Consider the following 26,979-nt stretch of genomic DNA (forward strand, 5'->3'; position numbering starts at 1 on the left):
GTCCCTCCAGGCTGTCCGGTGGCGAAGAAGACGGGTGGACCGTGCCCCCACCGGCGAAGCCTGGTGGGGGCACGTCGAGGAGGAGTGGTTACTTTCGGCCGGTGTCTGGTTGTCGATCACCTGATGTGGTGGTGATGAGGTGGGCAGATCGTTTCTTTGCGCTTTCATGGCGTTACATTCCGTGATCGTGCGGTGGCTGTCCGAGCTGCCGGTGATGACGGAGGTATCGGGATGAAGAAGGCGCTGGTGGGCCTGGCGGCGGCCGGTCTGATGCTCACGGCTGCGGGGACGGCGGCTGCGGCTTGGTCCGCGATTCCTGTGCTCAGGTCAGGAGGCGTCGAGTTCGCGGAGAGCCAGTACACCTTCAACCGCGCAGAGGTGAACCACGGCGCCTTCGAGTGGTCCGGCAAGCTCCGCGACGCGAGCAGCAGCGACGGCCACAACGTCTACATGCAGGTCCGCGTTGAGGGCCACGACTGGGTCCGCTACTACGGCAAGCAGAAGCAGTCGGTGTGGATGCACCACTCCAACTGGGACGGTGCTGAGCGCTACACCATGGACGCGTACATGCGCGCGTGCCGCGACCGGGGAAGCCTCCGTCCGGACAACTGCTCTCCCGAGCAGCACTTCGCCAACCACTAGGACTCTTCTGTACATCCAGAGCCCGGACCCCCGCGTTCGGGCTCGCGCCCTCCCTAGGGGAACGCCATCAATACGTCAGAAGTCCTGTCCGCCGCGGGCGTCGACCTCTTCTACGGTGACACTCCCGCGGTACGGAACGCGAAGATCTCCCTCCGTCGCGGTGAGGTCGCCGCGATCACCGGGCAGAGCGGCTCGGGCAAGTCGTCGCTGCTGTATTGCCTGGCCGGAGTGCTGCCCGTCGCCCGCGGCGAGGTCCGATTCGAGGGGCGTGTCCTCGCTGAGCTGCCCGACGAGGAACTCAGTGCCCTCCGCCGCGAGCGGTTCGGGTTCGTCTTCCAGTACGGCGAACTGCTGCCAGAGCTGACCATCGAGGAGAACACCGCCCTGCCGCTCCGCCTTGCCGGACAACGCAAGGCACCCGCGCTCGCCGCGGCGGGCGAGGTGCTCGGTCGGCTCGGCCTCGCGGATCTGCGGCGCAGCCGGCCCTCGCAGGTGTCCGGGGGACAGAGCCAACGCGTCGCCGTCGCCCGTGCGTTGGTCCACCAGCCGGCCGTTGTGTTCGCCGACGAGCCCACCGGCTCCCTCGACAGCGCCAACGCCACGGCCGTACTGGAGGAGTTCCTGGCGCTGGCGCGGTCCCAGGGGACGGCCGTGGTGCTCGTTACGCACGACCAGCAGGTGGCGGCCCGAGCGGACACCCACTACATGATGCGGGACGGTGCTCTCGCCACGCACGCCCGGGAGGCGACGTGAGAGAACTGCTCCTGGGGCTGCGCCTGCTCCTGGGCAGCGGGCGGGGAAACCGGGTGAGGTTCCTCCTCATGACCCTGGGCAGCGCGATCGGCGTGAGCTGCCTCGCCGTGGTCCTGACCATCCCGGGGATCCTGGCAGCCCAGGACGCCCGCATGGCCGCGCGCCAGCCGACCTGCGCCAGGGACTCACAGGGGCACTGCGCGGACGCCAAGGGAGCCCCACGGCAACTGACCAGGACTGACCCGCTCGGCTCGCGCCCCATGACCCGCGTCTTCATCGCAGCCGGAACCAAACACATCGAACCGCCACTTGGGCTGGTGGCAGTCCCGCGACCGGGTGAGATCTTCCTGTCTCCGCGGTTGCACGAGGCGCTCCACAGGGAGCCAGGGCTCGCCCAACTCCTCCCAGGACGGGAACGAGGACTCATCGGCGCCCAAGGCCTTGCCCGTCCTGATGAGTTGTACGCGTACATCGGCGTCCCCCCGCACACGCTCAGGGACGCCGACGTCGTCACGCTCTTCGGCGAGCCCTATCCGCCGAGCCCCACAGTGGAGAAGTCGACCCTCGACATCGTGCGGTACACCCTGGCCGGTGTCGTACTGCTGCCCCTGGCGGTCTTCCTCTCCGTGTGCGCCAGGCTCTCCGCGGCCGCCCGAGTACGGCGGTTGGCCGCGCTGCGCCTTCTCGGCTTGAGTACGAAGGCGGTTCAGCGGGTCAATGCGGCCGAGACGGTGGCTGCCCTGCTGCTCGGTGCCGTGCTCGGCCTCGGAATCTATGAGTTGGTCAACCAAATGATCAGCCGTGCGGGCCTCCCCGGCTTCAAGTGGTATCCGAGCGACGGCACCCTCAGCCTCTCGACGATCCTCGTCTGTCTGCTCGGCTGCCCCGCCCTCGCCTGGTTCGTGGGACGGGCGAGTGCTCGGAAGGCGGCGGCGAACCCGCTGGCCGTACGGCGCAGTGCCGTGCAGAAACCGCCCGGCAAGTGGGGGCTGCTCCCGCTCGTTCCCGGGCTGGGCATCGTCGCCGGGTACTGCGTGGCGGGCGCGACGGGTCATGCGCCGCGGGACACCCACGTGTCCGCCGTCCTCATGCCACTCTCCGTCGTACTGGTCGGTGCCGGACTGGTAGCGGCGCTACCGCTCCTCTCGCAGGTCCTCGCCGGCCGGGTGGCCCGGTCGAGCGGCTCGCTGTCCTTGGGCCTGGCCATGCGGCGCAACGAGGCGGAACCCGGCGGCGCCCTCCGCGTGGCGACGGGCCTGGTCCTGTTGGTGTACGCGGCTTCGCTCGTCCAAGGCGTCCTGATCGAACTCGACCAGGTTTCCCGGCACGACTCACCTGTGCAGATCTACAACATCGGGCTCGACGGTGTGACCGCCGAGGAACAGCACGCTTTGGAGAGCATCAGCGGCGTTCGGGGGCATGGCGTCCGACTGCGCTCATGGACGGATCTCCGCGTCGACACGTACCAACCCGCTCTTGAGGCGGTGATCGCCACATGCGGCCAGCTGCGGGAGTCGGTGCCGAAGGTCGACGGCTGCGTCGACGGCCGTCCCGTCCGGCTGCTGGATGTGGCCAACGGATATCCTCACGACGACGTCAGGCCGGGAGCAACCTTCCCGTTCCACTTCTGGAAAGGCGGACACCGTCGCGTCCAGCGACTGAAAGTGCCACAGGAAATCCTTCGGTACCGCGACTGGGATGACATCCAGGCGATGGACGCGGACCTCCTCCTGCCACCGTCCTTCCTCCCCGCCGGTTACCGTCCCGACGGCGCCAGCCTGATCCTGATCAGTGGCTCGGACCCCGCAACCGTGCGAAACGTATTGGACGGAATCGGCGCCGTCGATCCCACCATCGCCGTAGACCCCTACGGCATCAACGTAACCGCCCTCCAGCAGATCGCCGTCGTCAAGACCCTGCTCGCCATCGGCATGGTGCTCGGTCTGATCATCGGCGTGGCCGCCTACCTGGTCGCGGCCACCGACCGGGCCATGGAACGGAAGCCGCAGGTCACGGCACTGGCCTTGCTCGGCGCGCGGCCGCGCACCCTGCGGGCCGCGCAGGTGGCGCAGGTCGTGGTGCCGTTGACCGTGGGGCTGGTGTTGGCAGTCGTCACCGGGAAGGCCGCCGAGTCCAGTTACCTCGTCACCGGGGGCGGTGCGATCTTCTGGGACGGGAAGGGCGTGCCGCTGCTGCTCGCCTGTGCGCTCGGGGCCGTTGTCGTCGCTGCCCTCGGGTCGTTGCCGTTGGCCGGGCGGCGGATCGATCCGGAGTTGATTCGGCGGGACTGAGCGCCGACAGCAGCGTGGGGCGGTGCCCGGTGCGGGTGCCGCCCCGGGGTGTTGTGGTCGGTCCGCGGTCGACAGGAGGCCGTCCAGCAGGGCGCGGAGGCCGAGGGCGTACGTGTCCTCGGCGGTCAGAGCGGCCCGGCGGCCGGCGTGTCCGCCAGGCGCCCGCTGCGCGACCGCTGGGATCCGATGTCGGTCGCCCGTCGGCGTGGCTCACGTCGGGAGGAGCGCACCGGTTCCGGTATCTGAACCGCACCGCCGGGAGGTGCGAGGGGCGGCCCCCGTCCCGGCCGGCCGCCCCTTCGGCTTCCTCGTCTCCTCCTCAGAAGTTGCCCTGCACATTCACCGGGCCGACCTGGAAGACGCCGGAGCACGTCTGCCAGGGGGCCGGGAGGAGGGCCGCGGTGTGCGAGGCCGGCGGGTAGATCCGCAGGTAGGTGCCGGTGCGCAGGCACGGCCCGCCCACCGGTCCGTTGGTGGTGCGCGCGATCGCCGACGCCGAGTGGGCGGGGGCGAGCGTGACGGTGCCGTAGGGGCTGCCGCTGTGGGTGGCGGCCGGGCCGATCTGGTGGTGCGCGGTGTCCAGGACGCTGACGCCCGGATAGCCGCGCAGGGTGCAGCCGGTCGTACTGGTGTTGGTGAACCGGATCGACCAGTACAGCGACCCCGCCGCGCCCTCCTTGCGGCCCATGGAGAGGTAGAGGTCGCTCGTGGTGCAGGTTCGGACGGCGGTCGAGGCCCGGGCCGCCGCCGCGGGTGCCGTCGGGGTCGCACTCCGCGCGGCTCCCGCGGCTGTCAGTCCGAGCAGGGCGGCGGTCAGTACGGCGGTCGCGCCTCGCGCAGATGCAAACATGTCGTATCCGCCTCCATCGGGCGAATCGGTGGACGAGTGTCACTGTGTTGGATGCACCCGGGGCCGGAAAAGTTGTGCGTCGCCGCCCGGCGGGGCGCCGTCCCGCTCGCCGTCCCCGGGTGTCCCTTCCCGCGTTCCCCGACACACAGCCGCAACCCCTCTTTCGTAATCGGCGTGCAGGGTTGATCGTTGGACCGTGCATCGATGACGAGGATGACCGACGTCAGGGGGCACCGACGATGACGATCAGCCGCAGAGCACTGCTGGCCGCGGGAGCCGGGGCGGCCGGTGCCGGACTACTCGCCGGCTGCGGGTCCGACACCGGGCGCGGGGGCGGGGGCGGGACGGAGCTGTCGCAGTGGTACCACCAGTATGGTGAGGCCGGCACCGAGCAGGCCGTCGAGCGGTACGCCGCCGCCTACAAGAAGGCACGGGTCACGGTGCAGTGGCGGCCCGGGAACTACGACCAGCAGACCGCCGCCGCCCTGCTCACCGGCTCCGGGCCGGACGTCTTCGAGGTGAACGGGCCCACGCTCGACCAGATCCGGGGCGGTCAGGTCGTCGACCTCACCGAGCTGGTCAAGGACGTCCGGGACGACTTCAACCCGGCCGTCCTCGCGCCGAAGACGTACGACGGCCGGGTCTGGGGCATTCCGCAGGTCATCGACATGCAGATGCTCTACTACCGCAAGAGCATGCTGAAGGACGCCGGGGTCGAGCCGCCCGCCACGCTCGACGCCCTCGTGGACGCCGCGAGGAAGCTCACCGGCAGCAAGGTCAAGGGGCTGTTCCTGGGCAACGACGGGGGAGCCGGTGTGCTCGGCGGTACGCCCCTGTACGCCGCCGGGCTCCAACTCGTCACCGAGGACGGCAAGGTGGGCTTCGACGACCCCGCCGCCGCCCGCACCCTCGGCAAGCTGCACCAGCTGTACGCCGGCAAGTCCCTGCTCCTCGGCGCGCCCGCCGACTGGTCCGACCCCTCCGCCTTCATCCAGGGGCTGACCGCGATGCAGTGGTCCGGGCTGTGGGCGCTGCCGCAGATCGAGAAGGAACTCGGCGACGACTTCGGCGTGCTGCCGTTCCCCGGGGACGGCAGCCAGGGGAAGCCCTCCGTGCCCGTCGGAGCCTACGGCGCCGCCGTCAGCGCGCGCGGCAGGCACCAGCAGGCCGCCAAGGATTTCGTGAAGTGGCTGTGGGTCGAACGGACCGACTACCAGGAGGACTTCGCGCTGTCCTACGGCTTCCACATCCCGGCCCGGACCTCCCTCGCCAGGAAGGCGGCCGCGCTGCGCTCGGGTGCCGCGGCCGACGCCGTACGCTTCACCACCGACCACGGCTACGCCCAGCCCCTGCTGTGGACGCCCGCCTCGCAGACCGCCTACCAGGACGCGCTCAGCCGGATCATCACGAGCGGGGCCGATCCGGCGGGCGAACTGCGGGCCGTCGTACGGAAGGTGACCGGCGAGCTCGCCCGGGTGAAGAAGACGTCGTGAGGCGCCGCGGAGCACTCTGGTTCTGGGTGTTCGTGGGGCCGTTCGCGCTCGGGCTGGCGCTGTTCACCTACGTTCCGCTGCTGTGGAGCGTGGGCCTCAGCTTCTTCGACGCCCGCAACACGGTCACGCCGACGCACTTCGTGGGGCTGGACAACTACACGGCGATGGTGCGGGATGACGCCTTTCTCGGCAGTCTGCGGACCTTCCTCCTCTTCACCGCCTTCATCGTGCCGGTCACCTACGTGTGCTCGCTCTCCCTCGCCCTGATGGTGAACCGGCTGCGGCGCGCCCGCGCGTTCTTCCGGTCGGTCTTCTTCCTCCCGGCCGCGTGCAGTTATGTCGTCGCCGCGCTGGTGTGGAAGATGTCGATCTTCAACGGGGTGCGGTTCGGGCTGGCGAACACCGTCCTCGGGTGGTTCGGGGGCGATCCCGTCGCCTGGCTGGCCGGCACCGATCCGCCCTGGTACTGGCTGGTCATCGTCACGGTACGGCTGTGGCTGCAGGCCGGGTTCTACATGGTCCTGTTCCTGGCCGGGCTGCAGCGGATCGATCCGGTGCTGTACGAGGCGGCCGCCGTGGACGGGGCCCGGCCGGGATGGACCGTGCTGCGGCACATCACCCTGCCCCAGCTGCGGGCCACCTCGGTCGCGGTGGTGCTGCTGCTCGTCATCAACGCCTTCCAGGCCTTCGACGAGTTCTACAACCTGCTGTCCGATGCGCGCGGGTATCCGCCGTACGCCCGGCCGCCGCTCGTCTACCTCTACTACACCGCCCTCGGCCAGGGGCAGGACCTGGGGCTCGGCAGTGCGGGCGCGGTGATCCTCGCGCTGGTCATCGCGGTCGTCACGGTGGGGCAGGCGCGATGGCTGAGGCTGGGAAGGACGGACGCCGATGGATGACGCCCTGGTGCGCGCCGGGCGGGCGCTGCGGCTGGTGCTGCTCGTCGTGCTCGCTCTGCTCTTCCTCATTCCCTTCTATCTGCTGGTGCGCAACGGGCTGTCCAGCGAACAGGACATCACCTCGCCCGAATGGACCTTCTTCCCCGGCGAGTTGAGGTGGGGGAACATCCGGGAGCTGTTCGACGACCCGTCCGTTCCGTTCGCCCGCTCGCTGCTCAACTCCGCGCTGATCGCCGTCGCGACGACCCTGGGCACCCTGTTCCTCGCGTCCCTCGCGGGCTACGGCCTCGCCCGCATCCCGTACCGGCACGCGAACAAGGTCTTCTACGGCATCCTCGGCACCTTGCTGGTCCCGGCCGCCGTCACCTTCGTGCCGAGTTTCGTGCTGGTGTCGTCGCTGGGCTGGATCTCCACCCTGCGCGGGCTGATCGTCCCGACGCTGTTCCCGGCGTTCGCCTGTTTCGTCTTCCGGCAGTACTTCCTGGGCTTTCCACGGGAGTTGGAGGACGCTGCGCAGGTCGACGGGCTCGGGTACTGGCGCACGTACTGGCGGGTGGTCGTGCCGAACGCGCGGCCGGTGTTCGCGGCGGTGGGCACGGTCGTCTTCCTCGGCGCGTGGAACTCCTTCCTGTGGCCGCTGGTGATCGGGCAGGACCGGAGCGCCTGGACGGTGCAGGTGGCGTTGTCGTCGTTCACGACGTCCCAGGTGATCCGGCTGCACGAGCTGTTCGTCGCGGCCGTGGTGTCCGTCCTTCCGCTGCTGCTGGTGTTCCTGTGCTTCCAGCGCTGGATCGTGGCGGGGGTGGAGCGGTCCGGGATCGACTGAACCGGGTCAGGCCGTCGAGCCGCCGTCCACCACCAGGTCGGTGCCGACGACCGAGGCCGCGTCGTCCGAGGCCAGGTAGAGCACGGCGGCGGCGACCTCCTCGACCGTGGAGACCCGGCCGAGCGGGGCCTCGGCGCGCATCCGGGCCGCCCGGTCGGCCTCCGTCTCGCCGGGCTTGAAGGACATGTCCGTGGCGGTGGGGCCGGGGCTGACGGCGTTGATGCGCACACCGTCGGCGATGTGGTCCAGCGCGGCGCCGCGGCTGAGCACCGACACGGCCGCCTTGGTGACGGCGTAGCCGGTGGTGCCGCGCAGCCGGCTGTGGACGCCGATCCGGGAGGCGATGTTCACGATGGCCCCGCCGTTCGGCTGGGTCCGCATCTGGGCGACCTCGGCCTGGAGGGCGAGGAGCACGCCGGTGACGTTGATGTCGAGCATCGTCCGCCAGTCCTCCTCGGGCAGGTCCGCAGCGAGCCGCCCGCGTCCGGTCATGACGCCGGCGTTGTTCACCGCCACGTCCAGGGAGCCGAACCGGTCCACGGCGGCGGACACCAGGTCCCGCAGGTCACCGGCGCTGGTGACGTCCGCGGGGACGGCCAGTGCCTTGCCGCCCGCCCGCTCGACGAGCTCCGCCGTCTCCCGCAGCGGCTGCTCGCGGCGCCCGGCGACGACCACGTGCGCGCCCTCGCGGGCGAAGGCGAGCGCGATGCCTCGGCCGATGCCGCTGCCGGCGCCGGTGACGAGGGCGGTGCGGCCGGTGAAGCGATGCGTCATGGTGGTCCCCCGGTTTTTTAACCGATCGGTTCAGTATGAGATGCGAAAGAAGGCGCTGCCGGCCGTGGGTTCTCAGTCGAGCAGCGCCAGTGCCTGCTCCGCCGCGTCCCGCACCCTGGCCGGGTCGGTGGCGGCCTTGCCGACCACCCGCAGGCCCTGGAGCAGGACGAGCAGCATGCGGGCGAGGGCGAGCGGGTCGCGGCCTCCGGGCAGCTCGCCCTGGGCGCGGGCGCGGACCAGCGCGGAGTGCAGCAGCGTCTCCAGGCCGTCCCAGCTCTGCTGCACGCGGCGGGCGGCGGCCGGGTCGTGCGGGGCCAGTTCGACGGCCGTGTTGGTGACCAGGCAGCCCTGCTCCCGGGTGGCCTCCGCCGCGGCCTCGGCGGCGAACCGCCGGACCAGCCCGCGGACGGCCGGCAGGACCGGGCCGGGCGGGGACAGCTCCCGGGTCAGCAGCGGGTTCTGGGCCTGCCCGTACCGGTCCAGCGCCCTCAGGTACAGCTCGTGCTTGCTGCCGAACGTCGCGTACAGGCTCGCCCTGCCGATCCCCAGGTGGGCGACCAGGTCGGCCATCGAGGTCGCCTCGTAGCCGCGCCGCCAGAACAGCTCCAGGGCTGACTGCAGCGCGGCGTCCGGGTCGAATTCCTTGGTCCTGGCCACGTGACGCAGCCTAGGCTTTTCTGAAACGATCGGTCAAGACCGGAGGTTACGCCGTCCGTACCTCGTAGGCGGCCACCCGGACCGCCTCGTCGTCCAGGCACTGCCCGCTGACCAGGTCGAAGCGCTGCTTCAGCAGCGGCGAGGCCACGAACGGGCGGTCCTGGTGGGTGCCGGTCAGACCGCGGGAGAGGACGGCCGCGCCGGTGAAGGGGTCGCGGTTGTCCACGGCGTACAGCCGGTCGGCGCGGTCGCGGAAGAGGGCCACCTGACGGCCGTCCGGCAGCAGGGCGGCCACCCCGCGGCCGGGGATGAGCGTGCTCAGGTCGCAGGCCGTGAACCAGTCGTCGCCGGCGAGCCGGAGCTGGACCTTCAGGTCGGTGGTCTCGACAGCCAGGGTCATCGGGCGCTTCCTTCCAGGACGTCGTCGGCGGGCCGCGTACCGATGGACAGCAGCGGCAGGTCGGGCTTGATCTGGTCGCGCTCGGGGACGAAGGCGACGACCGGGTCCGGGGTGTCCGGGGCGTTCACGAAGGACACGAACCGGGCGAGCTTCTCGGGGTCGTCGATGGTCTCGGCCCACTCGTCGCGGTAGTGGGCGACGTGCGCCCGCATCAGCTGCTCCAGCTCGTCGCAGATGCCGAGCGAGTCGTGCACCACCACGTCCCGTACGTGGTCCAGGCCGCCGGGGATCCGCTCCAGCCAGGTGCTCGTGCGCTCCAGGCGGTCGGCGGTGCGGATGTAGAACATCAGGAACCGGTCGATGAGGCGCACGAGTTCGGCGTCGGACAGGTCCTGGGCGAGCAGGTCCGCGTGGCGCGGGGTGGCACCGCCGTTGCCGCCGACGTACAGGTTCCAGCCGTTGGAGGTGGCGATGACCCCGAAGTCCTTCGACTGGGCCTCGGCGCACTCGCGGGCGCACCCGGAGACGGCGGACTTGAGCTTGTGCGGCGACCTCAGGCCCCGGTAGCGCAGCTCCAGGTCGATCGCCATCCTGACGGAGTCCTGGACGCCGTACCGGCACCAGGTGGAGCCCACGCAGGACTTCACCGTGCGCAGCGCCTTGCCGTAGGCGTGCCCGGACTCGAAGCCGGCGTCCACCAGCCGGGCCCAGATCAGCGGCAGCTGCTCGACGCGCGCGCCGAACATGTCGATCCGCTGGCCGCCGGTGATCTTCGTGTAGAGGCCGAAGTCCCGGGCGATCTCGCCGATCACGATCAGCTTCTCGGGGGCGATCTCACCGCCGGGGATGCGCGGCACGACCGAGTACGAGCCGTTCTTCTGCAGGTTGGCGAGGAAGTGGTCGTTGGTGTCCTGCAGGGCGGCCTGCTCGCCGTCCAGGACATAGCCGCTCGCGCCGATCGTCGGGGCGAGGGAGGCGATGATCGAGCCCACGGCCGGCTTGCAGGTCTCGCAGCCGTCACCGCCCCGGGCGCCCTCGCGGCCGTAGCGGTCCAGCAGTTCCTGGTACGACGTGATGCGCAGCGCGAGGACGATCTCGTACAGCTCCTCGCGGGTCTGGGCGAAGCAGCCGCACAGGCCCTTGTCGACCTCGATGCCGGACGCCTCCAGCTCGGCGTCGACCAGCTGGCCGAGCACCTTGACGCAGGAGCCGCAGCCGGTACCGGCCTTGGTGCACTTCTTCACCTCGGGCACCGAGGTGCACTTGTGCTCGGTGACCGCGCCGCGGATCGTGCCCTTGCTGACGTTGTGGCAGGAGCAGATGACCGCCTCGTCCGGCAGCGCGGACGGGCCGAGCTGGGCCCCCGAGTCGGCTCCGGCGGGCAGGACGAGCGACTCGGGGGAGACGGGAGGTACCGAGCCGGTGAGCGCGCGCAGGGTGCCGTACGCCTCCGCGTCACCGACCAGGATGCCGCCGAGCAGCGTGTCGTCCGCGCCGATGACCAGCTTCTTGTACAGGCCGGCGCGGGAGTCGGAGTAGACGACGTCCAGGCAGCCCTCGGTGGTGCCGTGCGCGTCGCCGAAGGAGGCCACGTCCACGCCGAGCAGCTTCAGCTTGGTGGACAGGTCGGCGCCGGTGAAGGCGGCCTCGTCCCCGGCGATGGTGGCCGCGGCCGTCTCCGCCTGCTCGTAGCCGGGCGCCACCAGGCCGTACACCCGGCCGTCCGCCGCCAGCGCGCACTCGCCGATCGCGAACACGTGCGGGTCGCCGACCGTACGGCACTGCTCGTCGACCGTGATGCCGCCGCGCTCGCCGACCGCGAGGCCGCAGTCCCGGGCCAGCTGGTCGCGGGGGCGGACACCGGCGCTGAACACCACCAGGTCGGTGGCCAGTTCGGAACCGTCGGACAGCTTCATGCCGCTGACCGAGCCGTCCGCGCCGGTGACGATCTCCTGCGTGCCCACGCCCGTGTGCACGGTCAGGCCCATGCCCTCGATGGTCCGCAGCAGCGCCGCGCCGCCGCCCTCGTCGACCTGCACCGGCATCAGGCGCGGCGCGAACTCCACGATGTGCGCGGTCAGTCCGAGGCCCTTCAGCGCGCCGGCCGCCTCCAGGCCGAGCAGGCCGCCGCCGACCACGGCGCCGGTGGTCGCCTTCGTCTTCGCGTACTCCTCGATGGCGAGCAGGTCCTCGATGGTCCGGTAGACGAAACAGCCCTCGGCGTCCCTGTTCGGCACCGGCGGCACGAAGGGGTACGAGCCGGTGGCCAGGACCAGGGTGTCGTACGCGAAGACCCGGCCGGACCGGGCCGTGACCTTCTTCGCCCCGCGGTCGATCGTCTCCGCGGGGTCGCCGACGTACAGCTCGATGCCGTGCGTGTCGATGAACTCCATGTCGGTCATGGAGAGGTCCTCGGGCGTCCTGCCCGAGAAGTACGAGGTGAGGGCGACGCGGTCGTACGCCGGACGCGGCTCCTCGCACAGCACGACCACGCGGTGCGTGGCGGTCAGGCCGCGCTCGGCGAGCGCTTCGAGGAAGCGCTGGCCGACCATGCCGTGGCCGACGAGCACGATCGTGGGGGTGTCCGTGCGGGTGTCCGTGGACATCAGGAGCCTCCGTCATGGGTGAGCAGGTGGAGCAGGGGGCCGTCGTCGGGGAGCGGCTCTGCTCCCTCCCAGGCGCGGGCGAGCGCGCCGACGGTGCCGAGTTCGCCGACGAGGACCCCGCCGACCAGGCGGTCGTCGCGGACGACGACCTTGCGGTAGGTGCCGCGGGTGGCGTCCGCGAGCCGTACGACGTCGTCGCCGGGGCGCGCCTCGGTCTCGCCGAACGCGGCCAGGTCGAAGGGGGAGCCCGGACCGGTGAGGGTCAGCCGGGTCAGGGAACGGGTGCCGGAGTACCGGGCACCGGGGTTGCCCGCGAGCAGTTCGGCGAGCGCGTCGGCCTGTTCCAGCGCCGGTGCGGCCAGTCCGTAGACCGTGCCGTCGTGCTGGACGCAGTCGCCGACGGCGCGGATGTGCGGGTCGGAGGTGCGCAGTTCGTCGTCGACGAGGATGCCCTTGCGCACGGCGAGACCGGCCTGTTCGGCGAGCCCGGTGCGCGGCCGTACCCCGCAGGCGAGGACCACGAGATCCGCGTCGAGGGCGTAGCCGTCGGCCATCTCCACCGAGCGGACCGCGCCCGCGACCGAGCGCACGTCCCGCACCCGGCACTCGGTGTGCACCTCGACGCCCAGCTCGGTGAGGTGCCGCAGCACCAGCCGGGAGGCGTCCGGGTCGAGCTGGCGCTCCATGAGCCGTTCGGCCTGCTGGGCGAGGACCACCTGTGCGCCGCGCACGGCGAGCGCGCGGGCGGCGGAGACGCCGAGCAGCCCGCCGCCGATGACCACCGCGCGCACGCCCGGCCGGACCGCCTCGGCCAGCCCCAGGCAGTCGTCCATCGTGCGGAAGGCGTGGACGCCCTCGGGAAGCCGGTGGCCGGGGGTGAACAGCCCGCGCAGCGGCGGCAGCACCGGATTCGACCCGGTGGCGAGGACCAGCGTGTCGTATGCGATCGAGGAGCCGTCGGCGCACTCGACGGTCCGGGCGTCCCGGTCGATCCCGGTGACCCGGGCCCGGAGCAGCCCCGCCGGTGCCGGGAGGCCGATCACCTCCGGGGCGTAGCGGCCGGCCAGCACCTCGGCGAGCAGCACCCGGTTGTACGGCGGGTGCTCCTCCTCGCCGACGAGCAGCGCGGGCGTGCCCAGCTCACCGAGCCGCCGGGCGAGCCGTACGCCCGCGAGGCCGGCGCCGATCACCACCACACGCGTATTCGAGGTCATGCCCTGAGCGTGCGGTCCCGACGTTACCCGGCCGCATCACCTCTGTTTCCCGTGAGGAACGCTGCCCTCAGCTGCCGCTGCGGGGGTGTGTGAGGTCGGTCCGTCGTCCGGCTGCGGCGCTAACGGCTGCCCGTCAGATGCGCGAACACCACGACGTTGCCCTGGTAGCCGGTGGCCTTCGAGTAGCCGCCGCCGCAGGTGATGACCCGGAGCTCGGGGCGGGGAGCCGCGCCGTACACCTTGTCGTCGGGGAAGTCGCGGGCCTCGTACACCTCCACCGCGTCCACGGTGAACACGGCCACGCTGCCGTCCCGGCGGTCCACCTCGATGCGGGCGCCCCGCTTGAGCGCGCCCAGGTCGTAGAAGACGGCGGGGCCCTCCGTGTTGTCGACGTGCCCGGCGACGATCGCGGTGCCCGTCTCACCGGGCATGGTGCCGGACTCGTACCAGCCGGCCAGGTTCTTCTCCCGGGCGGGCGGCACGTCGAGGCTGCCGGACGGGGTGAGGGACAGGCCCATCAGCGGGGCGTTCACGCGGATCGCGGGGATGCGGATGCGCAGGGGCGGGGACGGCGCGAGCGCGGGGGCCGTGAGGCGTTCCCCGCCCGGGTCCGGGCGGCCCTCGGCGGCGGCCGGCTGCGGCGGCGAGTCGGCCCCGGCACCGCAGCCGAGCAGCCACACCCCGCAACCGAGGGCCACGACGGTGAGCGCAGCTATCGCGGTGTCACCGAGCCGGTCACGCCGGGCGCTCCTGCGCATACGAATCCCTCTCCCGGGGGCGCGACCCCCGACTCCCGGAGCCGAACTCTGAATCCGGGGCAATCCGAACCCCGGGTCCCGGAGACGGACCTCGGACACGGATCCCGAACCCTGGACACGGACCCCGAACCCCCGGGTACGGACCCCGAAGGTCCCTTCCCCCTCCGGGCCGCGAGGGGCATCGGACCCGGAGGGGGAGGGGCATGCGGTACCGGATGACGGACAGCGGAGGGTGTCCGTCAGATCCCGTCGCCTCTCGCCCGGCGATGCAGGAGCCAGGTACCGCCCGCGGCGGCGACGGCCAGTGCCGCCACACCCGCCGTGGTCTGCACGGGGCCGGGGCCGAGTGCGCCGCCGACCCCCGTCTTCACACTTCCCCGCGGCTGCACCTGCTCGGGCGCCGCGCTCAACGCCACCACCAGATCACCCTTGACCTGCCGGTCGCCCACCGCACAGGTGGCGACGATCTCGTACGTCCCCGGCTGTGCGCTCGGCGGCACCTGGAACTGGCCGATCGCCTCGCCCTCGTGCGAGCTGGGCGCCAGCGTGAAGGTGCCGGCACCGACCGCGCCGGCGTCCCCGGTGGCCGAGCCCTTGTCCCCGCACGCGGCGGTGTTCACCGTGACCTGGCTGCCGGGAGTCACGGTGGAGGGGTACACGTCCAGGCTGCCGGTGCCGACGGCGTGGGCGGGTGCCGCGGCTGCCACGACGAGCGCGGTACCGGTCAGCAGACGGGCGGTGCGGCGCATGGTGCTCCCCGGGGCTTCGGGTCTCGGTCCGTTCGTTACCGAGGTAAGTCGCAGTCCGGGAGTTCCGCTCCCTGAAGGGCCGTCAGAAATGCGGTGAACGGGTGTCGCCCCCGCCCCCACACGGCCTAGCCCGCGCGATGTCAGAGCAGGTCACAGGCGTGTGCCGGCCCGTCCGAGAGCACGGTGCGAAGAGAACACGAATGGACGAGAGGGCCGGTGCCCGGCCAGGCACCGGCCCTCTCCCGGTTCACGCCGCTCAGTTCACTTCGGCGGCACTCAGTTCACGTTGACGGCGCTCCAGGCCGCCGCCACCGCGTTGTACTCCGTGCTGCCCGCGCCGTACAGGTCCTTCGCGGCGTTGAGGGTGGCCGTGCGGGCCCCGGCGTAGTTCGTCGAGGAGGTCATGTAGACCGTCAGCGCCCGGTACCAGATCTTGCCGACCTTGTCGTGGCCGATGCCGGTGACCGTGGAGCCGTTGTACGTCGGCGAGTTGTAGCTGACGCCGTTGATCGTCTTCGGTCCGCTGCCCTCCGCCAGCAGATAGGCGAAGTGGTTGGCGACGCCGGAGGAGTAGTGGACGTCGAGGTTGCCGACCGAACTGCTCCAGTAGTCCGCCGAGTTGCCGTCCTTGGACGGCTTGTCCATGAAGCGCAGGGCGGGCTTGCCGAAGCCTGGCTTCACGATCTTCTCGCCGATGAGGTAGTCGCCGGGGTCGGAGGGGTTGTTCGCGTACCACTCGACCATCGTGCCGAGGATGTCCGAGGTGGCCTCGTTGAGCCCGCCGGACTCGCCCGAGTAGGTCAGCGCGGCCGTCTTGGACGTCACGCCGTGCGTCATCTCGTGGCCTGCCACGTCCAGCGCCACCAGTGGCCCGAAGGTGGTCCCGTCACCGTCGCCGTACGTCATGCAGAAGCAACTGTCGTCCCAGAAGGCGTTGTTGTAGTTGCTGCCGTAGTGCACGCGGTTGTACGAGCCCTTGCCGTCGCCCGCGATGCCGCTTCGCCCCTGGACGTTCTTGTAGTAGTCCCAGGTCTCGTTGGTGCCGTACTGGGCGTCGACGGCGGCCGAGGCGCGGTCGGCGGTGGTGCCGCTGCCCCAGTGGTTGTCGGCGTCCGTGAACAGCGTCGCGGGCGCCCGGCTGAAGCAGATGCCGAAGAAGCACAGGTCGGTCTTGCCTTCCGCGTCACCGGTGTAGGTGTTGCCGCGGGTCGGGTCCTTGAGCTGGTACGACGATCCCGACTGGGTCGTCTCCAGCGGCACCGTCCCGCTGTAGAGCGACTTGCCGTCACCGGCGGCGGTCTCGATGCTGTCCCAGGCGTCGATCTGGTGGCCGGTGCGGGCGTCGGTCAGCACGGTCCGGGCGACCGGGTTGCCGAGCGAGTCCCGGCCGGCGGCGTTGGTGCGCCAGGCGAGCCTCGGGGTGCCGTGCAGGGCGTCGACGATCAGCTCGGGCTTGGCCTTGACCTGCTTGAGCGCGTTGCCGAGGTGGGCGGCGCGCAGGGCGTTCACGGCGAGGTCGGCGGCCTTGGGCGCTGAGACCTCCGGGACGACCGAGCTGAGCGATATCGGGCTGCGGGTCGCCCGGTTCGCGCTGCGGTAGGCGCCGTCCCGGGCCAGGTGGACCACGAAGTCGCCGCCCAGTACGGGCAGTCCGTGGTACGTGCGGTCGTAGCGGACGTGCTGGGTGCCGTCCTTGTCCACGATCACGTCGCGGACGCTGGTGTGCTCGGCGGAGGTCAGGCCCAGGCTCGTGGCGTGGGCCAGGAGCGCCGACGCCGCGTTCTGGATCGCGGTGGCCCGGGTCGGTCTGGTGTCGGCGTGGGCGGCGGGGGAGAGGGCGACGGTCAGCAGGGTCGCGGTGGTGAGGGCGACGCCGGCGGTGGTGGTGAGACGACGGGTACCTCGGACGTGCTGGCGTATCCGGCTCATCTGTCTCCTCGGGGAGGCGCCGATCTAGGCGTGGGGGTGGCGCTGATGTCCCCAGAGATTTAAGGAGCCATGACATGTCATGTCCATAGCCCCGTCATGGAGATGTGTGAGGAGCCGAAGGGGGTACAGAATCGTTTCCGTGATCACTGAGGAGCCCGAGCGGTCCGGGACCCCGCTGCCGCCCCCGCTGCCGTTCTTCGTCTACGGCACGCTCCGCCCCGGCGAGGCCAACCACGACCTGTTCCTGCGGGGCCGCACCGCCTCGCAGGAACCGGCCCGGCTGCCCGGCGCGGCGCTCTACGACGGCCCCGGCTACCCCTACGCCGTCGAGCGGCCCGGCGGCGGGATCCGGGGTGAACTGGTCACCGCCCGGCCGGAGGCCTACCCCGGGCTGCTCGCCGCCCTGGACCGCCTGGAGGAGTACGTGCCGGGCGACCCCCGCAACCTGTACGAGCGGGTCGTCCGGCAGGCCGTACGCACCACCGACGGGACGCCCGTCCCCGCCTGGGTCTATCTGGCCGCCCCGCGCGTCGCCGGCGCTCTGCGCACCGGGGGAAGGCTGATCGAGGGCGGGGACTGGCTGTCCCGGCGCTGAGTCAGCCCAGCAGCGCCAGCCCCTCGGGCACGGCGATCCCGAACTCCTCCTGAGCCACGCGGCGTGCCTCCGCCTCGTCCGTGAGCGTGCGCCCGGTCACCGTGCCGTCGGCGCGGGTCTCGGTCAACCGGGCGCCGTCCAGGGAGAGATGGCGCTCGGCGGTGGTGCGCTGGAGGTAGGGGCGGCGGGTGAAGGGGGAACGCGGGCTGGTGCCGACGAACCAGTTGAAGACCTCGAAGTCCGGTGCGGCGAACGGCTCCAGCGTGAAGGCGTACTGACCGACCCACTCCCGCGCCCGGCGGTCGTACGCCTGCAACTCCCACAGCTCCAGCGGGCCCTCGTGCGGCAGCGGCACCAGCCGGTGCCGGCGCCCGCCGCCCTCGGACTCCTCGCCGGTCACCAGCGGCACCGGCACGAGCAGCGCACCCTCCGCACCGAAGCCGACGTCCGCGAGATACGTCAGCTCCTCGCCCGGCACCGAGACCCGCAGCATCGCATGGGTGCGCGGCCGGCTCTCGGGCGTCTCGGCACCCAGCACCACCCGCCCGGCCAGTGGTGTCACCCCGAAACCCAGCCCCTGAAGCGCCAGCCGGAGCAGGGTGTTGTGCTCGTAGCAGTAGCCACCGCGCCGGCCGTGGACCATCTTGGCCATCAGATCGGCCGGGGCGAGCGAGGGGGCCCGCCCGGACACGGCGTCCAGGTTCTCGAAGGGCAGGGACAGCGCGTGCGCCAGATGCACACCCCGCAGCGTCTCCAGGCCGGCCCGCCGGCCGCCCCACCAGCCGATGCGGTCCAGATAGGCGTCGAGGTCGAACTGTTCGAAGTCGGACATACGCCGAACCTACGCGAGTGCGGGCCGCCCCAACGCGTCCCCCGGCCCGATCCGCGCTACTCCCGTGGCCCTACGACCTCGACCCGCACCGCGCACGACTTGAACTCCGGCATCCGGGAGGCCGGGTCGAGGGCCGGGTTGGTGAGGGTGTTGGCGCGGCCCTCGCCCGGCCAGTGGAACGGCATGAAGACGGTGTCGGGGCGGATGGCCGAGGTGATGCGGGCCGGGGCCACGGCTCGGCCCCGCCGGGAGACCACCGTGACCGGGTCGCCCTCGGCCGCGCCGATGCGGGCCGCGAGGCGGGGGTGCAGTTCCACGAAGGGGCCGGGAGCGGCGGCGTTCAGCTCGGCGACCCGCCGCGTCTGCGCCCCCGACTGGTACTGCGACACCACCCGGCCGGTGGTCAGCACCAGCGGAAACTCGGCATCGGTCTCCTCCGCCGCCGCCCGGTGGACCACGGCGGCGAACCGGGCCCGGCCGTCCGCGGTGGCGAACCGGTCGAGGAAGAGGCGCGGCGTTCCCGGATGGACCGCGGGCAGAGCACGCTCGGAGGACACGGCGGCCTCGGTGTCCGGGGCTGGGTCGTCGGAGGGGGTGGGATCCGGGGGCATGGGGGTCTGGGGGTTCGGGGCCGGATCGTCGGCGAGGGCGGGATCCGGGGACACCGCGGCCTCGGTGTCCCGGGCCGGATCGTCGGGCAGGGCGTCGAGCAGCGCGTCCTCGCCGTCCTCGCCGTCTTCGGCGGTCTCCCGCCCGCCGCCGGTCCCGCCGTCGCTCCACGGGGCGCCGTCCATCGGACGGGTGGTCTCGCCGTCGCTCCGCGGGGCGCCGTCCATCGGACGGGCGGTCCTTCCGTCGCTCCGCGGGGCGCCGCCCGTCGGACGGGTGATCCCTCCGTCGCTCCACGGGGCGCCGCCCGTCGGACGGGTGGTCTCGCCGTTGGTCCGCGGGGCGCCGCCCGTCGGACGGCCGGCCGCTCCCGCACGGCCCCCGCCGCCACCCCGCGCAGCCGGCCCGGCTCCGTCGTCGGCGTGTTCGGCCACAGGCTCCGGACACGGCCAGAACACGCCGTTCTCCTCCGCCAGGCGGCGGTAGGTGATGCCCGAGTAGTCGGCGGGGCCGCCCGCGCTTGCCCGGCGCAGTTCCTCGAAGACCTCCTCGGGGTCCGTCGGGAAGCCCTTCTCCACGCCGAGGCGGGCCGCCAGCTCGTGCAGGACGTACAGGTCGCTGTGGACCCCGGGCGGCGGGGCGACCGCCCGGCGGCGCAGCAGGACCCTGCCCTCCAGGCTGGTCGTGGTGCCCGTCTCCTCCGCCCACTGGGTGACCGGCAGCACGACGTCCGCCAGCTCGGCCGTCTCGGACAGGACGACGTCGGCCACCGCCAGGAAGTCCAGCGAGCGCAGCCGTTCCTCGACGTGGGCCGCGCGCGGCGCCGACACCACCGGGTTGGAGCCCATCAGCAGCAGCGCCCGTATGTCCGTGCCGAGGGCGTCGAGGAGCTCGTACGCGCTGCGCCCGGGGCCGGGAAGGGAATCCGGGTCCACGCCCCACACGCCCGCCACGTGCGCCCGCGCCGCAGGGTCGTCCAGCTTGCGGTAGCCGGGCAACTGGTCGGCCTTCTGCCCGTGTTCGCGCCCGCCCTGCCCGTTGCCCTGCCCGGTCAGGCACCCGTACCCGGACAGCGGGCGGCCCGCCCGGCCGGTCGCCAGGCACAGGTTGATCCACGCGCCCACCGTGTCCGTCCCCTTGGACTGCTGCTCCGGCCCGCGCGCCGTGAGGACCATCGCCGACTCCGGCTCGCAGAACAGCCGTACCGCCTCGCGGAGCTGGGGAACGGACACCCCCGTGATCCGCTCCACCTGCTCCGGCCAGTGCGCCATCGCCGCCGCCCGTGCCTCCTCCCAGCCGGTGGTCCGCTCCCGGATGTACTCCTCGTCCGTCCGCCCCTCGGCCACCACCAGGTGCAACAGGCCCAGAGCGAGGGCGAGGTCCGTGCCCGGGCGGGGGGCCAGGTGCAGGTCCGCCTGCTCCGCCGTCCGCGTCCGGCGCGGGTCGACGACGATCAACGTGCCGCCGTTCTCGCGCAGTTCGGTGAAGAAGCGCAGGGAAGGCGGCATGGTCTCCGCGAGGTTCGACCCGACGAGGATCACGCACCCCGTCTTCGGGATGTCCTCCAGCGGGAACGGCAGCCCCCGGTCGAGCCCGAACGCCCTCGTCCCGGCCGCCGCGGCCGACGACATGCAGAACCGGCCGTTGTAGTCGATCTGCGAGGTGCCCAGCACCACCCGGGCGAACTTCCCGAGCGTGTACGCCTTCTCGTTCGTCAGCCCGCCCCCGCCGAACACCCCCAGCGCGTCCGCGCCGTACTCCCGCCGCGTGCTCCCGAGCCGCTCGGCGATCAGGTCCAGCGCCTCCGCCCAGCCCGCCTCGGCCAGCCGGCCCCCGGACCGCACCAGCGGCGAGGTCAGCCGCACCGCGGGTGACAGCACCTCGGCCGCCGTACGGCCCTTGCCGCACAGCGCGCCCCGGTTCACCGGGAAGTCCGTCCGTTCGGTCACCTCGACGCCCCCCTGCGGCAGGGGCGTGACGTTCATCCCGCACTGCAGGGCGCAGTACGGGCAGTGGGTGGGCGTCGAGGCGATCGTTTCCATGCCGCCAGCGTGCGTCGGCCGTGTTACGGACCCGGGCCGCTTCCGGTTACACGCCCGGCACGGCGACCTCCCCGCCGGGCCGGTGACGCGGTGAGGTCCCTACTGCCGGCTCAGCGAGCGGCTGACGCCCGCCGCGATCGTCGTCGCCAGCACCCAGCCGGTGACGATCAGCAGATACGACAGCCACTGGTACCACCCCACCGGCGCGTACGCCCCCTCCTGGCCGAAGTCGATGATCGGCAGCAGCAGGTCCAGGGTGTAGAAGAGCGGGTTGAACGCGGGTGCCTCGGACGGCTTGAGCGCGGGCGGATGGTGCAGGGCGAAGGCGAGCGTGCCGGTGCACAGCAGGAGCAGCAACCAGCCCGCGGCCCGCATCGGGCGGAAGCCGTAGCCGACGGCCGCGTCCTGCAGCCAGCCCCACAGCCGGGCGTACGGCGGCAGGGTGCGGCGGTGCCGGCGGAGCTTGGCCAGCTGCACGGTGCGCGCGGCGGCGTCGTCGCCGACGGTGCGGTAGGCCGTGGTCAGCTGCTCGTAGGGGTAGGGAAGATAGCCGTCGGCCTCGCGCTCCAGCAGCGGCAGCCGCTGCTCGGCGGGCAGGTGCGGCGCCAGGACGCGATAGCCGAGCCCGTCGGTCTGCACGCGCTGGGGCCACACCTCGGGCGGCACGTGCAGCAGCTCCACCTGGGCGCGGCGCAGATTCACGGATCCCTCGATCGGCGCGGCCTCCCGCAGCCACAGCTCGCCGATGACACCGCTGCTGGCGCGCAGGGCCACTCCGTCCGGATGGGACAGGCGGGCGTAGGCCAGGTTGAGCTGGTGGGGAATCCGGGCGCCGCGCAGATTGCACCGCCCGTGGGTGCGCAGCCGCATCCCCCGCAGGTCGGTGCCGACCGACAGGGTCTCGGCGTCCAGCGCCGTGCCGCCGGGGTTCCGCAGCACGGCGTCGTCGAGGTTCACCTGCCCGCCCACGGTGGTCCCCTTCAGCCGGACCTCGCCGTGCGCGTCGAGCCCGACGGCCAGCACGTCCGCGCCCACCTCGGCGTGGCTCAGGTGGAGGACGGGTTCCTCGCAGACCCGGTCGGGGCGGCCGAGCCTCGCCTGGTTGGCGAAGACCGCGCCGGAGATCTTCGCGCCCGCCAGCCGTACCGGACCCGCGATGCGGCAGCAGGTGATCCGCAGCACCCCGTCGACGCGGAGGGTGCCCGCGGTGAGCCCCGGCAGGACCGAATCCGTCAGCACCAGGGCGGGGATGCTCGCCCCGTACAGGTTCGGGGCCTCGTCGAAGTGGCAGGCCCGCAACCGGACCGGGTGGCCGACCGTCCCGTACATCAGATGCAGCACCCCGGTGATCCGAGCGCCCCACACCTTCAGCCCGGCGATCCGCCCCTCCCGTACCGGCCCGCGCAGCAGCAGTTCCCGCAGCACCTCCGCCCGCAGCGTGCGCTCCGGACCCCATGCGGCGCCCTGCTCCGGGTCCTCGTCCTCGCTCTCCCGGAAGTCGACCCCCTCGCCGAGCGGGAAGGCGTCCCACACACGGCGCTCGGCGGGCGTCAGGTCCGTGATCTCCATGCTCAGTCCCGCGCCCCCGCCAGCGCCTCGGTGACCCCGTGCTCCCGCGGCCCGAGGAACGTCGGATCGGGGCGGAACACGGCGTCCAGCACCGCCTTGCCCGCCGCGAACACCTCGCGTGTCCCGCCGTAGTACCAGGTCACATCGTGCTTGTCGGCGACACCGACCCCGTACGAATCCACCCCCGCCGCCTCGCACAGCGCCACCGCCCGCCGGATGTGGAAGCCCTGGCTGATCAGCACGGCCCGGTCCACCCCGAAGATCTTCTTGGCCCGCACACACGAGTCCCAGGTGTCGAACCCGGCGTAGTCGCTGACGATCCGCCGCTCCGGCACCCCGTGCCGGGTCAGGTACGCACGCATGGCGTCGGGCTCGTCGTAGTCCTTGCGGCTGTTGTCGCCGGTGACCAGGACGACCTCGACCCGCCCGGCCCGGTACAGCTTCGCCGCCGCGTCCAGCCGGTGGGCGAGATACGGCGACGGCTCCCCGTTCCACAGCCCGGCCCCGAACACCACGGCGACCTGCGCCCGCGGGGCGTCCGCCGTCGTCCGCAGCCGGTCCGCCGTGGACACGTACAGCCAGGTCACCGGCAGCAGAGCCAGCACGCACACGGCCATCACGGCCTGCACCAGCCGGCGCTGCCCCGTGCGGCTGCGCGGCAGCCGCGGTCGACGGATCTTCACAAGGCCCCCAGGGATCGGTTCCGACCGGTTCCGACCATGGAGGACGTCACCGGCAGCCGTCCGGTTCGCCTCACATCGCGCATCCGTACGACGTGAAGCCACGGAAAACGCCCGTGACGGCTCGGCAACGGCCCCGCAATCCGACCCCGGCAGGATCCTTTCATGACGGCGTCGCACCTTCCCAGCTCCGAGTCCCGCGTCCACCTCGACAGCACGGCGCACCTCATGAACAGCATCAGCAGCCAGCTCGTCGGCCGGCTCCGGCTGGTCTCCCCGCTCGGCCACCGCCGCGCCGCCCCGCCCGCCCTCGTCCTGGTCGGCCACGGCAGCCGGGACCCGCGTGCGCTGGAGACCGTACGGGCCCTGCGGGACCGGGTACGCGAACTGCGCCCCGGCCTCCCCGTCCACCTGGGCCACATCGAGCTGAACGCCCCCCTGCTCCCGGACACCCTCGCCGCACTCGGCGACACCCCCGCCGTCCTGGTCCCGCTGCTCCTCTCCCGCGGCTACCACGTCAAGCGGGACATCCCGGAGATGGCCGCCGCGGCGAAGTCGAGCACGCGGGTGGCCGCCCCGCTGGGGCCGCACCCGCTCCTGGTGGAGACCCTCCACGACCGCCTGACCGAGGCCGGCTGGCCCACGGCGATGGACGCGGCCACCCGCCGCGCGAGCGCGGTCGTCCTGGCCGCCGCCGGCTCCCGCGACCCCGACTCGGCCACCGACACCCGCCGCACGGCCCGCCACCTCGCCGACCGCCTGGGCGTGCCGGTGGTCCCCGCCTACGCCTCGGCGGCGACCCCGACCGTCCCGACAGCGGTACGGGCTCTGGCGGCGAGGGGTCGGCACCGGGTGGCGATCGCTTCGTACTTCATGGCGCCGGGCCGCTTTGCGACACAATGTGCGGAAGCAGCACCGTGGCTGGCGTCGGCCCCACTGGGCGCGCACCCGGCGATGGCCCGCCTGATCCTGCACCGGTACGACGAGGTGAGGGTGATGCGAGAGCCGGAATTGGCCTCTGCTTGAAAGCGGGGGAGGCGGTAGCGCCCTAGGGGCGCGGGGCTGTATCGATGTGCGGCTCCGCCGCGTGGGCGCGAGGAGCCACAACGCACCCGCAGCCGCCCGAAAACCGATCTCGGCAGACGCCTGGGCATATCGTCGAAGAATGGAAGGCACCCCCGACGGAACCTACGACCCGACCGCAGCCGAGCGTTGGGCCCCCGAGCCCGACAAACGCCCCGGCCGCACCGCCTTCCAGCGCGACCGCGCCCGCATCCTCCACTCCGCCGCCCTCAGAAGGCTGGCCGGCAAGACCCAGGTCGTCACGCCGGGCACCCACAGCCAGGTCTGGGACGCCAGCCCCAGAACACGGCTCACCCACTCACTCGAATGCGCCCAGGTGGGCCGGGAACTCGGCGCGGCCCTCGGCTGTGACCCCGACCTGGTCGAGGCCGCCTGCCTCGCCCACGACCTCGGCCACCCGCCCTTCGGCCACAACGGCGAACAGGCCCTGAACGCCTTCGCGGACGACTGCGGCGGCTTCGAGGGCAACGCCCAGTCGCTCAGGATCCTGACCCGCATCGAGCCCAAGCGGTTCACCCCGGAGGGATCCGTCGGCCTCAACCTCACCCGCGCCACCCTCGACGCCGCCACCAAGTACCCCTGGCCCCGCGGCGCCCACCCCACCGACCCGGCGTCCCCGAAGTTCGGCGTGTACGAGGACGACCGCCCGGTGTTCGACTGGATCAGAGCGCACGCCCCCGGCACCCGCACCTGCTTCGAGGCCCAGGTCATGGACTGGTCGGACGACGTGGCGTACTCGGTGCACGACGTCGAGGACGGCCTGCACGCCGGACACATCGACCCCAACTGCCTGCACGCCGAGCCCGAGCGGCAGGCGGTGTTCGAGGTCGCCGTCGGCCGGTACGTCCCCGCCGGCACCGACCCGGCCGAACTCGGCGCCGCGCTCGACCGGCTCCTGGACGAGGAGTGGTGGCCGCACGGCTACGACGGCACGGCGGTCGCGCAGGCCCGCCTGAAGGACGCCACCAGCCAGCTCATCGGCCGGTTCTGCCTGGCCGCCGAGAGCGCCACCCGCGCCGCGTACGGCAGCGGCCGGCTCACCGGCTACGGCGCCGAACTCGTCGTACCCCGCGAGGCCCGCATGGAGTGCGCGGTGCTCAAGGCGGTCGCGGACCGGTATGTGATGCAGCGCGCCGAGCAGGAGCGGCTGCGCGCGGACCAGCGGGTCGTCGTGGCGGAGCTGGCGGAGGCGCTGACCGCCCGCGCGCCGGACGGGCTCGATCCGCAGTTTCGGGCACTCTTCGACGGGGCAGGCGACGACCACGCTCGCAAGCGGGTGATCGTCGACCAGATCGCCTCCCTCACCGACGCCTCGGCGCGCTCGCTGCACGCGAGACTGACGGGGCATATGTGAGAGGAAAGTGACCGGCGGTGGCCTGATCGGGTCACCCCCTCTTCCCGCAGCACGCCGCGTGCGGGACGCTCGCATGTGGCGGCACCCCTACGAGGAGGCATCAAGTGGTCGACGCGGATCAGACATTCGTCATCGTGGGAGGCGGTCTCGCCGGTGCGAAGGCGGCCGAGACGCTCCGGGCGGAGGGCTTCACCGGCCGGGTGATACTGATCAGCGACGAGCGCGACCACCCCTACGAGCGCCCGCCCCTGTCCAAGGGCTATCTCCTCGGCAAGGAGGAGCGCGACAGCGTCTTCGTGCACGAGCCCGCCTGGTACGCGCAGCACGACATCGAGCTGCACCTCGGCCAGACCGTCGACCGCATCGACCGTACGGCGAAGACGGTCCGCTTCGGCGACGACGGCACCCTCGTCCGCTACGACAAGCTGCTGCTCACCACCGGTGCCGAGCCCCGCCGCCTGGACATCCCGGGCACGGACCTGGCGGGCGTGCACCACCTGCGCCGGCTCGCGCACGCCGAGCGGCTCAAGGGCGTGCTCCAGCACCTCGGCCGGGACAACGGGCACCTCGTGATCGCCGGCGCCGGCTGGATCGGCCTGGAGGTCGCCGCCGCGGCCCGCGAGTACGGCGCCGAGGTCACCGTGATCGAGCACGGTCCGACCCCGCTGCACGGCGTCCTCGGCCCCGAGCTGGGCGGCGTCTTCGCCGAGCTGCACCGCGAGCACGGCGTCCGCTTCCACTTCGGCAGGGAGCTCACCGAGATCGTCGGCCAGGACGGCATGGTCCTCGCGGCCCGCACCGACGACGGCGAGGAGCACCCGGCGCACGACGTGCTGGCGGCGATCGGCGCGGCCCCGAGGGTCGGCCTCGCGGAGGCGGCGGGGCTGGAGATCGCCGACCGGGCGGCCGGCGGCGGCATCGTCGTCGACGAACGGCTGCGCACCTCCGACCCCGACATCCACGCGGCCGGCGACGTGGCGAACTTCCCGCTCGCCCTGTTCGGCACCCGGCTGCGGGTGGAGCACTGGGCGAACGCGCTGAACGGCGGCCCGGAGGCGGCCCGCGCGATGCTCGGCCGGGACGTCACCTACGACCGTGTGCCCTACTTCTTCACCGACCAGTACGACCTGGGCATGGAGTACAGCGGCTGGGCGCCGCCCGGCTCGTACGACGAGGTGGTGATCCGGGGCGATGCCGGGAAGCGGGAGTTCATCGCGTTCTGGGTGAGGGAGGGACGCGTGCTCGCCGGGATGAACGTGAACGTGTGGGATGTCACAGAGCAGATCCAGGGCCTCATCCGCTCCCGGGCCCGGGTGAACATCGAGGCACTCTCGGACCCCCACGTACCCCTGGACAGTCTCACCTCCTGACTCC

General features: G+C 72.2%; 23 protein-coding genes. 10 read left to right on the forward strand and 13 right to left on the reverse strand.

From position 1 onward, the window contains the following. The first annotated feature begins 231 nt into the window (after nt 1–231). The 3 genes from ABT171_RS27700 (at nt 232) to ABT171_RS27710 (ending at nt 3,686) form a co-directional block, all read left to right on the forward strand. Nucleotides 232–642: a hypothetical protein gene (locus ABT171_RS27700; RefSeq protein ID WP_351248382.1), complete on the forward strand. Its 411-nt coding sequence runs from the start codon at nt 232–234 to the stop codon at nt 640–642. A gap of 66 nt (nt 643–708) precedes the next feature. Then, nucleotides 709–1,395, forward strand: coding sequence for an ABC transporter ATP-binding protein (locus ABT171_RS27705; protein WP_351248477.1), 687 nt, complete (start codon nt 709–711; stop codon nt 1,393–1,395). Then, nucleotides 1,392–3,686 carry an FtsX-like permease family protein gene (locus ABT171_RS27710; RefSeq protein ID WP_351248384.1) on the forward strand — a complete coding sequence of 765 codons (2,295 nt, stop codon included), beginning with the start codon at nt 1,392–1,394 and terminating at the stop codon, nt 3,684–3,686. The genes ABT171_RS27705 and ABT171_RS27710 overlap by 4 nt, the downstream gene beginning before the upstream one ends. 319 nt (nt 3,687–4,005) lie before the next feature. On the opposite strand, the gene ABT171_RS27715 is transcribed toward ABT171_RS27710, so the two are convergent. Beyond that, a complete protein-coding gene (locus ABT171_RS27715; protein WP_351248386.1) occupies nt 4,006–4,536 on the reverse strand; it encodes a DUF4232 domain-containing protein in 531 nt (176 codons plus the stop codon). Nucleotides 4,537–4,775: 239 nt separating this feature from the next. On the opposite strand from ABT171_RS27715, the gene ABT171_RS27720 reads away from it, so the two are divergent. Genes ABT171_RS27720 through ABT171_RS27730 form a run of 3 tightly spaced genes read left to right on the forward strand, consistent with a single transcriptional unit; the run spans nt 4,776 to nt 7,754 of the window. Beyond that, complete coding sequence (locus ABT171_RS27720; protein ID WP_351248388.1) at nt 4,776–6,029, forward strand: ABC transporter substrate-binding protein; 1,254 nt, start codon at nt 4,776–4,778, stop codon at nt 6,027–6,029. Further along, complete coding sequence (locus ABT171_RS27725) at nt 6,026–6,928, forward strand: carbohydrate ABC transporter permease (RefSeq protein ID WP_351248390.1); 903 nt, start codon at nt 6,026–6,028, stop codon at nt 6,926–6,928. Before ABT171_RS27720 ends, ABT171_RS27725 begins: the two co-directional genes overlap by 4 nt. After that, nucleotides 6,921–7,754, forward strand: coding sequence for a carbohydrate ABC transporter permease (locus ABT171_RS27730; RefSeq protein WP_351248392.1), 834 nt, complete (start codon nt 6,921–6,923; stop codon nt 7,752–7,754). Before ABT171_RS27725 ends, ABT171_RS27730 begins: the two co-directional genes overlap by 8 nt. Nucleotides 7,755–7,760: 6 nt before the next feature. Here ABT171_RS27730 and ABT171_RS27735 read toward each other — a convergent pair whose 3' ends face one another. The 8 genes from ABT171_RS27735 to ABT171_RS27770 all read right to left on the reverse strand — a co-directional run bounded on the left by ABT171_RS27735 (nt 7,761) and on the right by ABT171_RS27770 (nt 16,841). Then, nucleotides 7,761–8,528: an SDR family NAD(P)-dependent oxidoreductase gene (locus ABT171_RS27735; RefSeq protein ID WP_351248394.1), complete on the reverse strand. Its 768-nt coding sequence runs from the start codon at nt 8,526–8,528 to the stop codon at nt 7,761–7,763. 72 nt (nt 8,529–8,600) lie between these two features. Further along, on the reverse strand, nt 8,601–9,185 hold the full coding sequence (locus ABT171_RS27740) for a TetR/AcrR family transcriptional regulator (protein ID WP_351248396.1): 585 nt from the start codon (nt 9,183–9,185) through the stop codon (nt 8,601–8,603). Nucleotides 9,186–9,231: 46 nt separating this feature from the next. After that, nucleotides 9,232–9,585 carry a nitrite reductase small subunit NirD gene (nirD, locus tag ABT171_RS27745; RefSeq protein ID WP_351248398.1) on the reverse strand — a complete coding sequence of 118 codons (354 nt, stop codon included), beginning with the start codon at nt 9,583–9,585 and terminating at the stop codon, nt 9,232–9,234. Beyond that, entirely contained in the window at nt 9,582–12,191 is a 2,610-nt protein-coding gene (gene nirB / locus ABT171_RS27750; RefSeq protein WP_351248399.1) for a nitrite reductase large subunit NirB, read from the reverse strand. The genes nirD and nirB overlap by 4 nt, the downstream gene beginning before the upstream one ends. Beyond that, complete coding sequence (locus ABT171_RS27755; RefSeq protein ID WP_351248401.1) at nt 12,191–13,405, reverse strand: NAD(P)/FAD-dependent oxidoreductase; 1,215 nt, start codon at nt 13,403–13,405, stop codon at nt 12,191–12,193. Before ABT171_RS27755 ends, nirB begins: the two co-directional genes overlap by 1 nt. A gap of 119 nt (nt 13,406–13,524) precedes the next feature. Beyond that, complete coding sequence (locus ABT171_RS27760) at nt 13,525–14,163, reverse strand: class F sortase (protein WP_351248403.1); 639 nt, start codon at nt 14,161–14,163, stop codon at nt 13,525–13,527. A 239-nt stretch (nt 14,164–14,402) separates the two neighbouring features. Then, nucleotides 14,403–14,912 carry a hypothetical protein gene (locus ABT171_RS27765; protein ID WP_351248405.1) on the reverse strand — a complete coding sequence of 170 codons (510 nt, stop codon included), beginning with the start codon at nt 14,910–14,912 and terminating at the stop codon, nt 14,403–14,405. A gap of 276 nt (nt 14,913–15,188) precedes the next feature. Further along, nucleotides 15,189–16,841 (reverse strand): M4 family metallopeptidase, encoded by a 1,653-nt coding sequence (locus ABT171_RS27770; protein WP_351248407.1) that lies wholly within the window; start codon nt 16,839–16,841, stop codon nt 15,189–15,191. A gap of 139 nt (nt 16,842–16,980) precedes the next feature. Here ABT171_RS27770 and ABT171_RS27775 point away from each other — a divergent pair, with 139 nt between their 5' ends. Beyond that, a complete protein-coding gene (locus ABT171_RS27775) occupies nt 16,981–17,436 on the forward strand; it encodes a gamma-glutamylcyclotransferase family protein (protein ID WP_351248409.1) in 456 nt (151 codons plus the stop codon). A gap of 1 nt (nt 17,437) precedes the next feature. Here ABT171_RS27775 and ABT171_RS27780 read toward each other — a convergent pair whose 3' ends face one another. The 4 genes from ABT171_RS27780 to ABT171_RS27795 form a co-directional block, all read right to left on the reverse strand. Further along, nucleotides 17,438–18,268: an arylamine N-acetyltransferase family protein gene (locus tag ABT171_RS27780; protein ID WP_351248411.1), complete on the reverse strand. Its 831-nt coding sequence runs from the start codon at nt 18,266–18,268 to the stop codon at nt 17,438–17,440. 56 nt (nt 18,269–18,324) lie between these two features. After that, nucleotides 18,325–20,919, reverse strand: coding sequence for a molybdopterin oxidoreductase family protein (locus ABT171_RS27785; RefSeq protein ID WP_351248413.1), 2,595 nt, complete (start codon nt 20,917–20,919; stop codon nt 18,325–18,327). Nucleotides 20,920–21,018: 99 nt separating this feature from the next. Then, nucleotides 21,019–22,488: a membrane-associated oxidoreductase gene (locus ABT171_RS27790; protein WP_351248415.1), complete on the reverse strand. Its 1,470-nt coding sequence runs from the start codon at nt 22,486–22,488 to the stop codon at nt 21,019–21,021. A 2-nt stretch (nt 22,489–22,490) separates the two neighbouring features. Further along, nucleotides 22,491–23,171 (reverse strand): SanA/YdcF family protein, encoded by a 681-nt coding sequence (locus ABT171_RS27795; RefSeq protein WP_351248417.1) that lies wholly within the window; start codon nt 23,169–23,171, stop codon nt 22,491–22,493. A 162-nt stretch (nt 23,172–23,333) separates the two neighbouring features. Here ABT171_RS27795 and ABT171_RS27800 point away from each other — a divergent pair, with 162 nt between their 5' ends. The 3 genes from ABT171_RS27800 to ABT171_RS27810 all read left to right on the forward strand — a co-directional run bounded on the left by ABT171_RS27800 (nt 23,334) and on the right by ABT171_RS27810 (nt 26,975). Beyond that, nucleotides 23,334–24,194 (forward strand): sirohydrochlorin chelatase, encoded by an 861-nt coding sequence (locus ABT171_RS27800; RefSeq protein WP_351248419.1) that lies wholly within the window; start codon nt 23,334–23,336, stop codon nt 24,192–24,194. 139 nt (nt 24,195–24,333) lie between these two features. After that, nucleotides 24,334–25,605: a deoxyguanosinetriphosphate triphosphohydrolase gene (locus ABT171_RS27805; protein ID WP_351248421.1), complete on the forward strand. Its 1,272-nt coding sequence runs from the start codon at nt 24,334–24,336 to the stop codon at nt 25,603–25,605. Nucleotides 25,606–25,709: 104 nt separating this feature from the next. Next, complete coding sequence (locus ABT171_RS27810) at nt 25,710–26,975, forward strand: NAD(P)/FAD-dependent oxidoreductase (RefSeq protein WP_351248423.1); 1,266 nt, start codon at nt 25,710–25,712, stop codon at nt 26,973–26,975. Nucleotides 26,976–26,979 lie beyond the last annotated feature (4 nt).

The organism is Streptomyces sp. NPDC001851 (assembly GCF_040297165.1).
Lineage (GTDB): Bacteria > Actinomycetota > Actinomycetes > Streptomycetales > Streptomycetaceae > Streptomyces.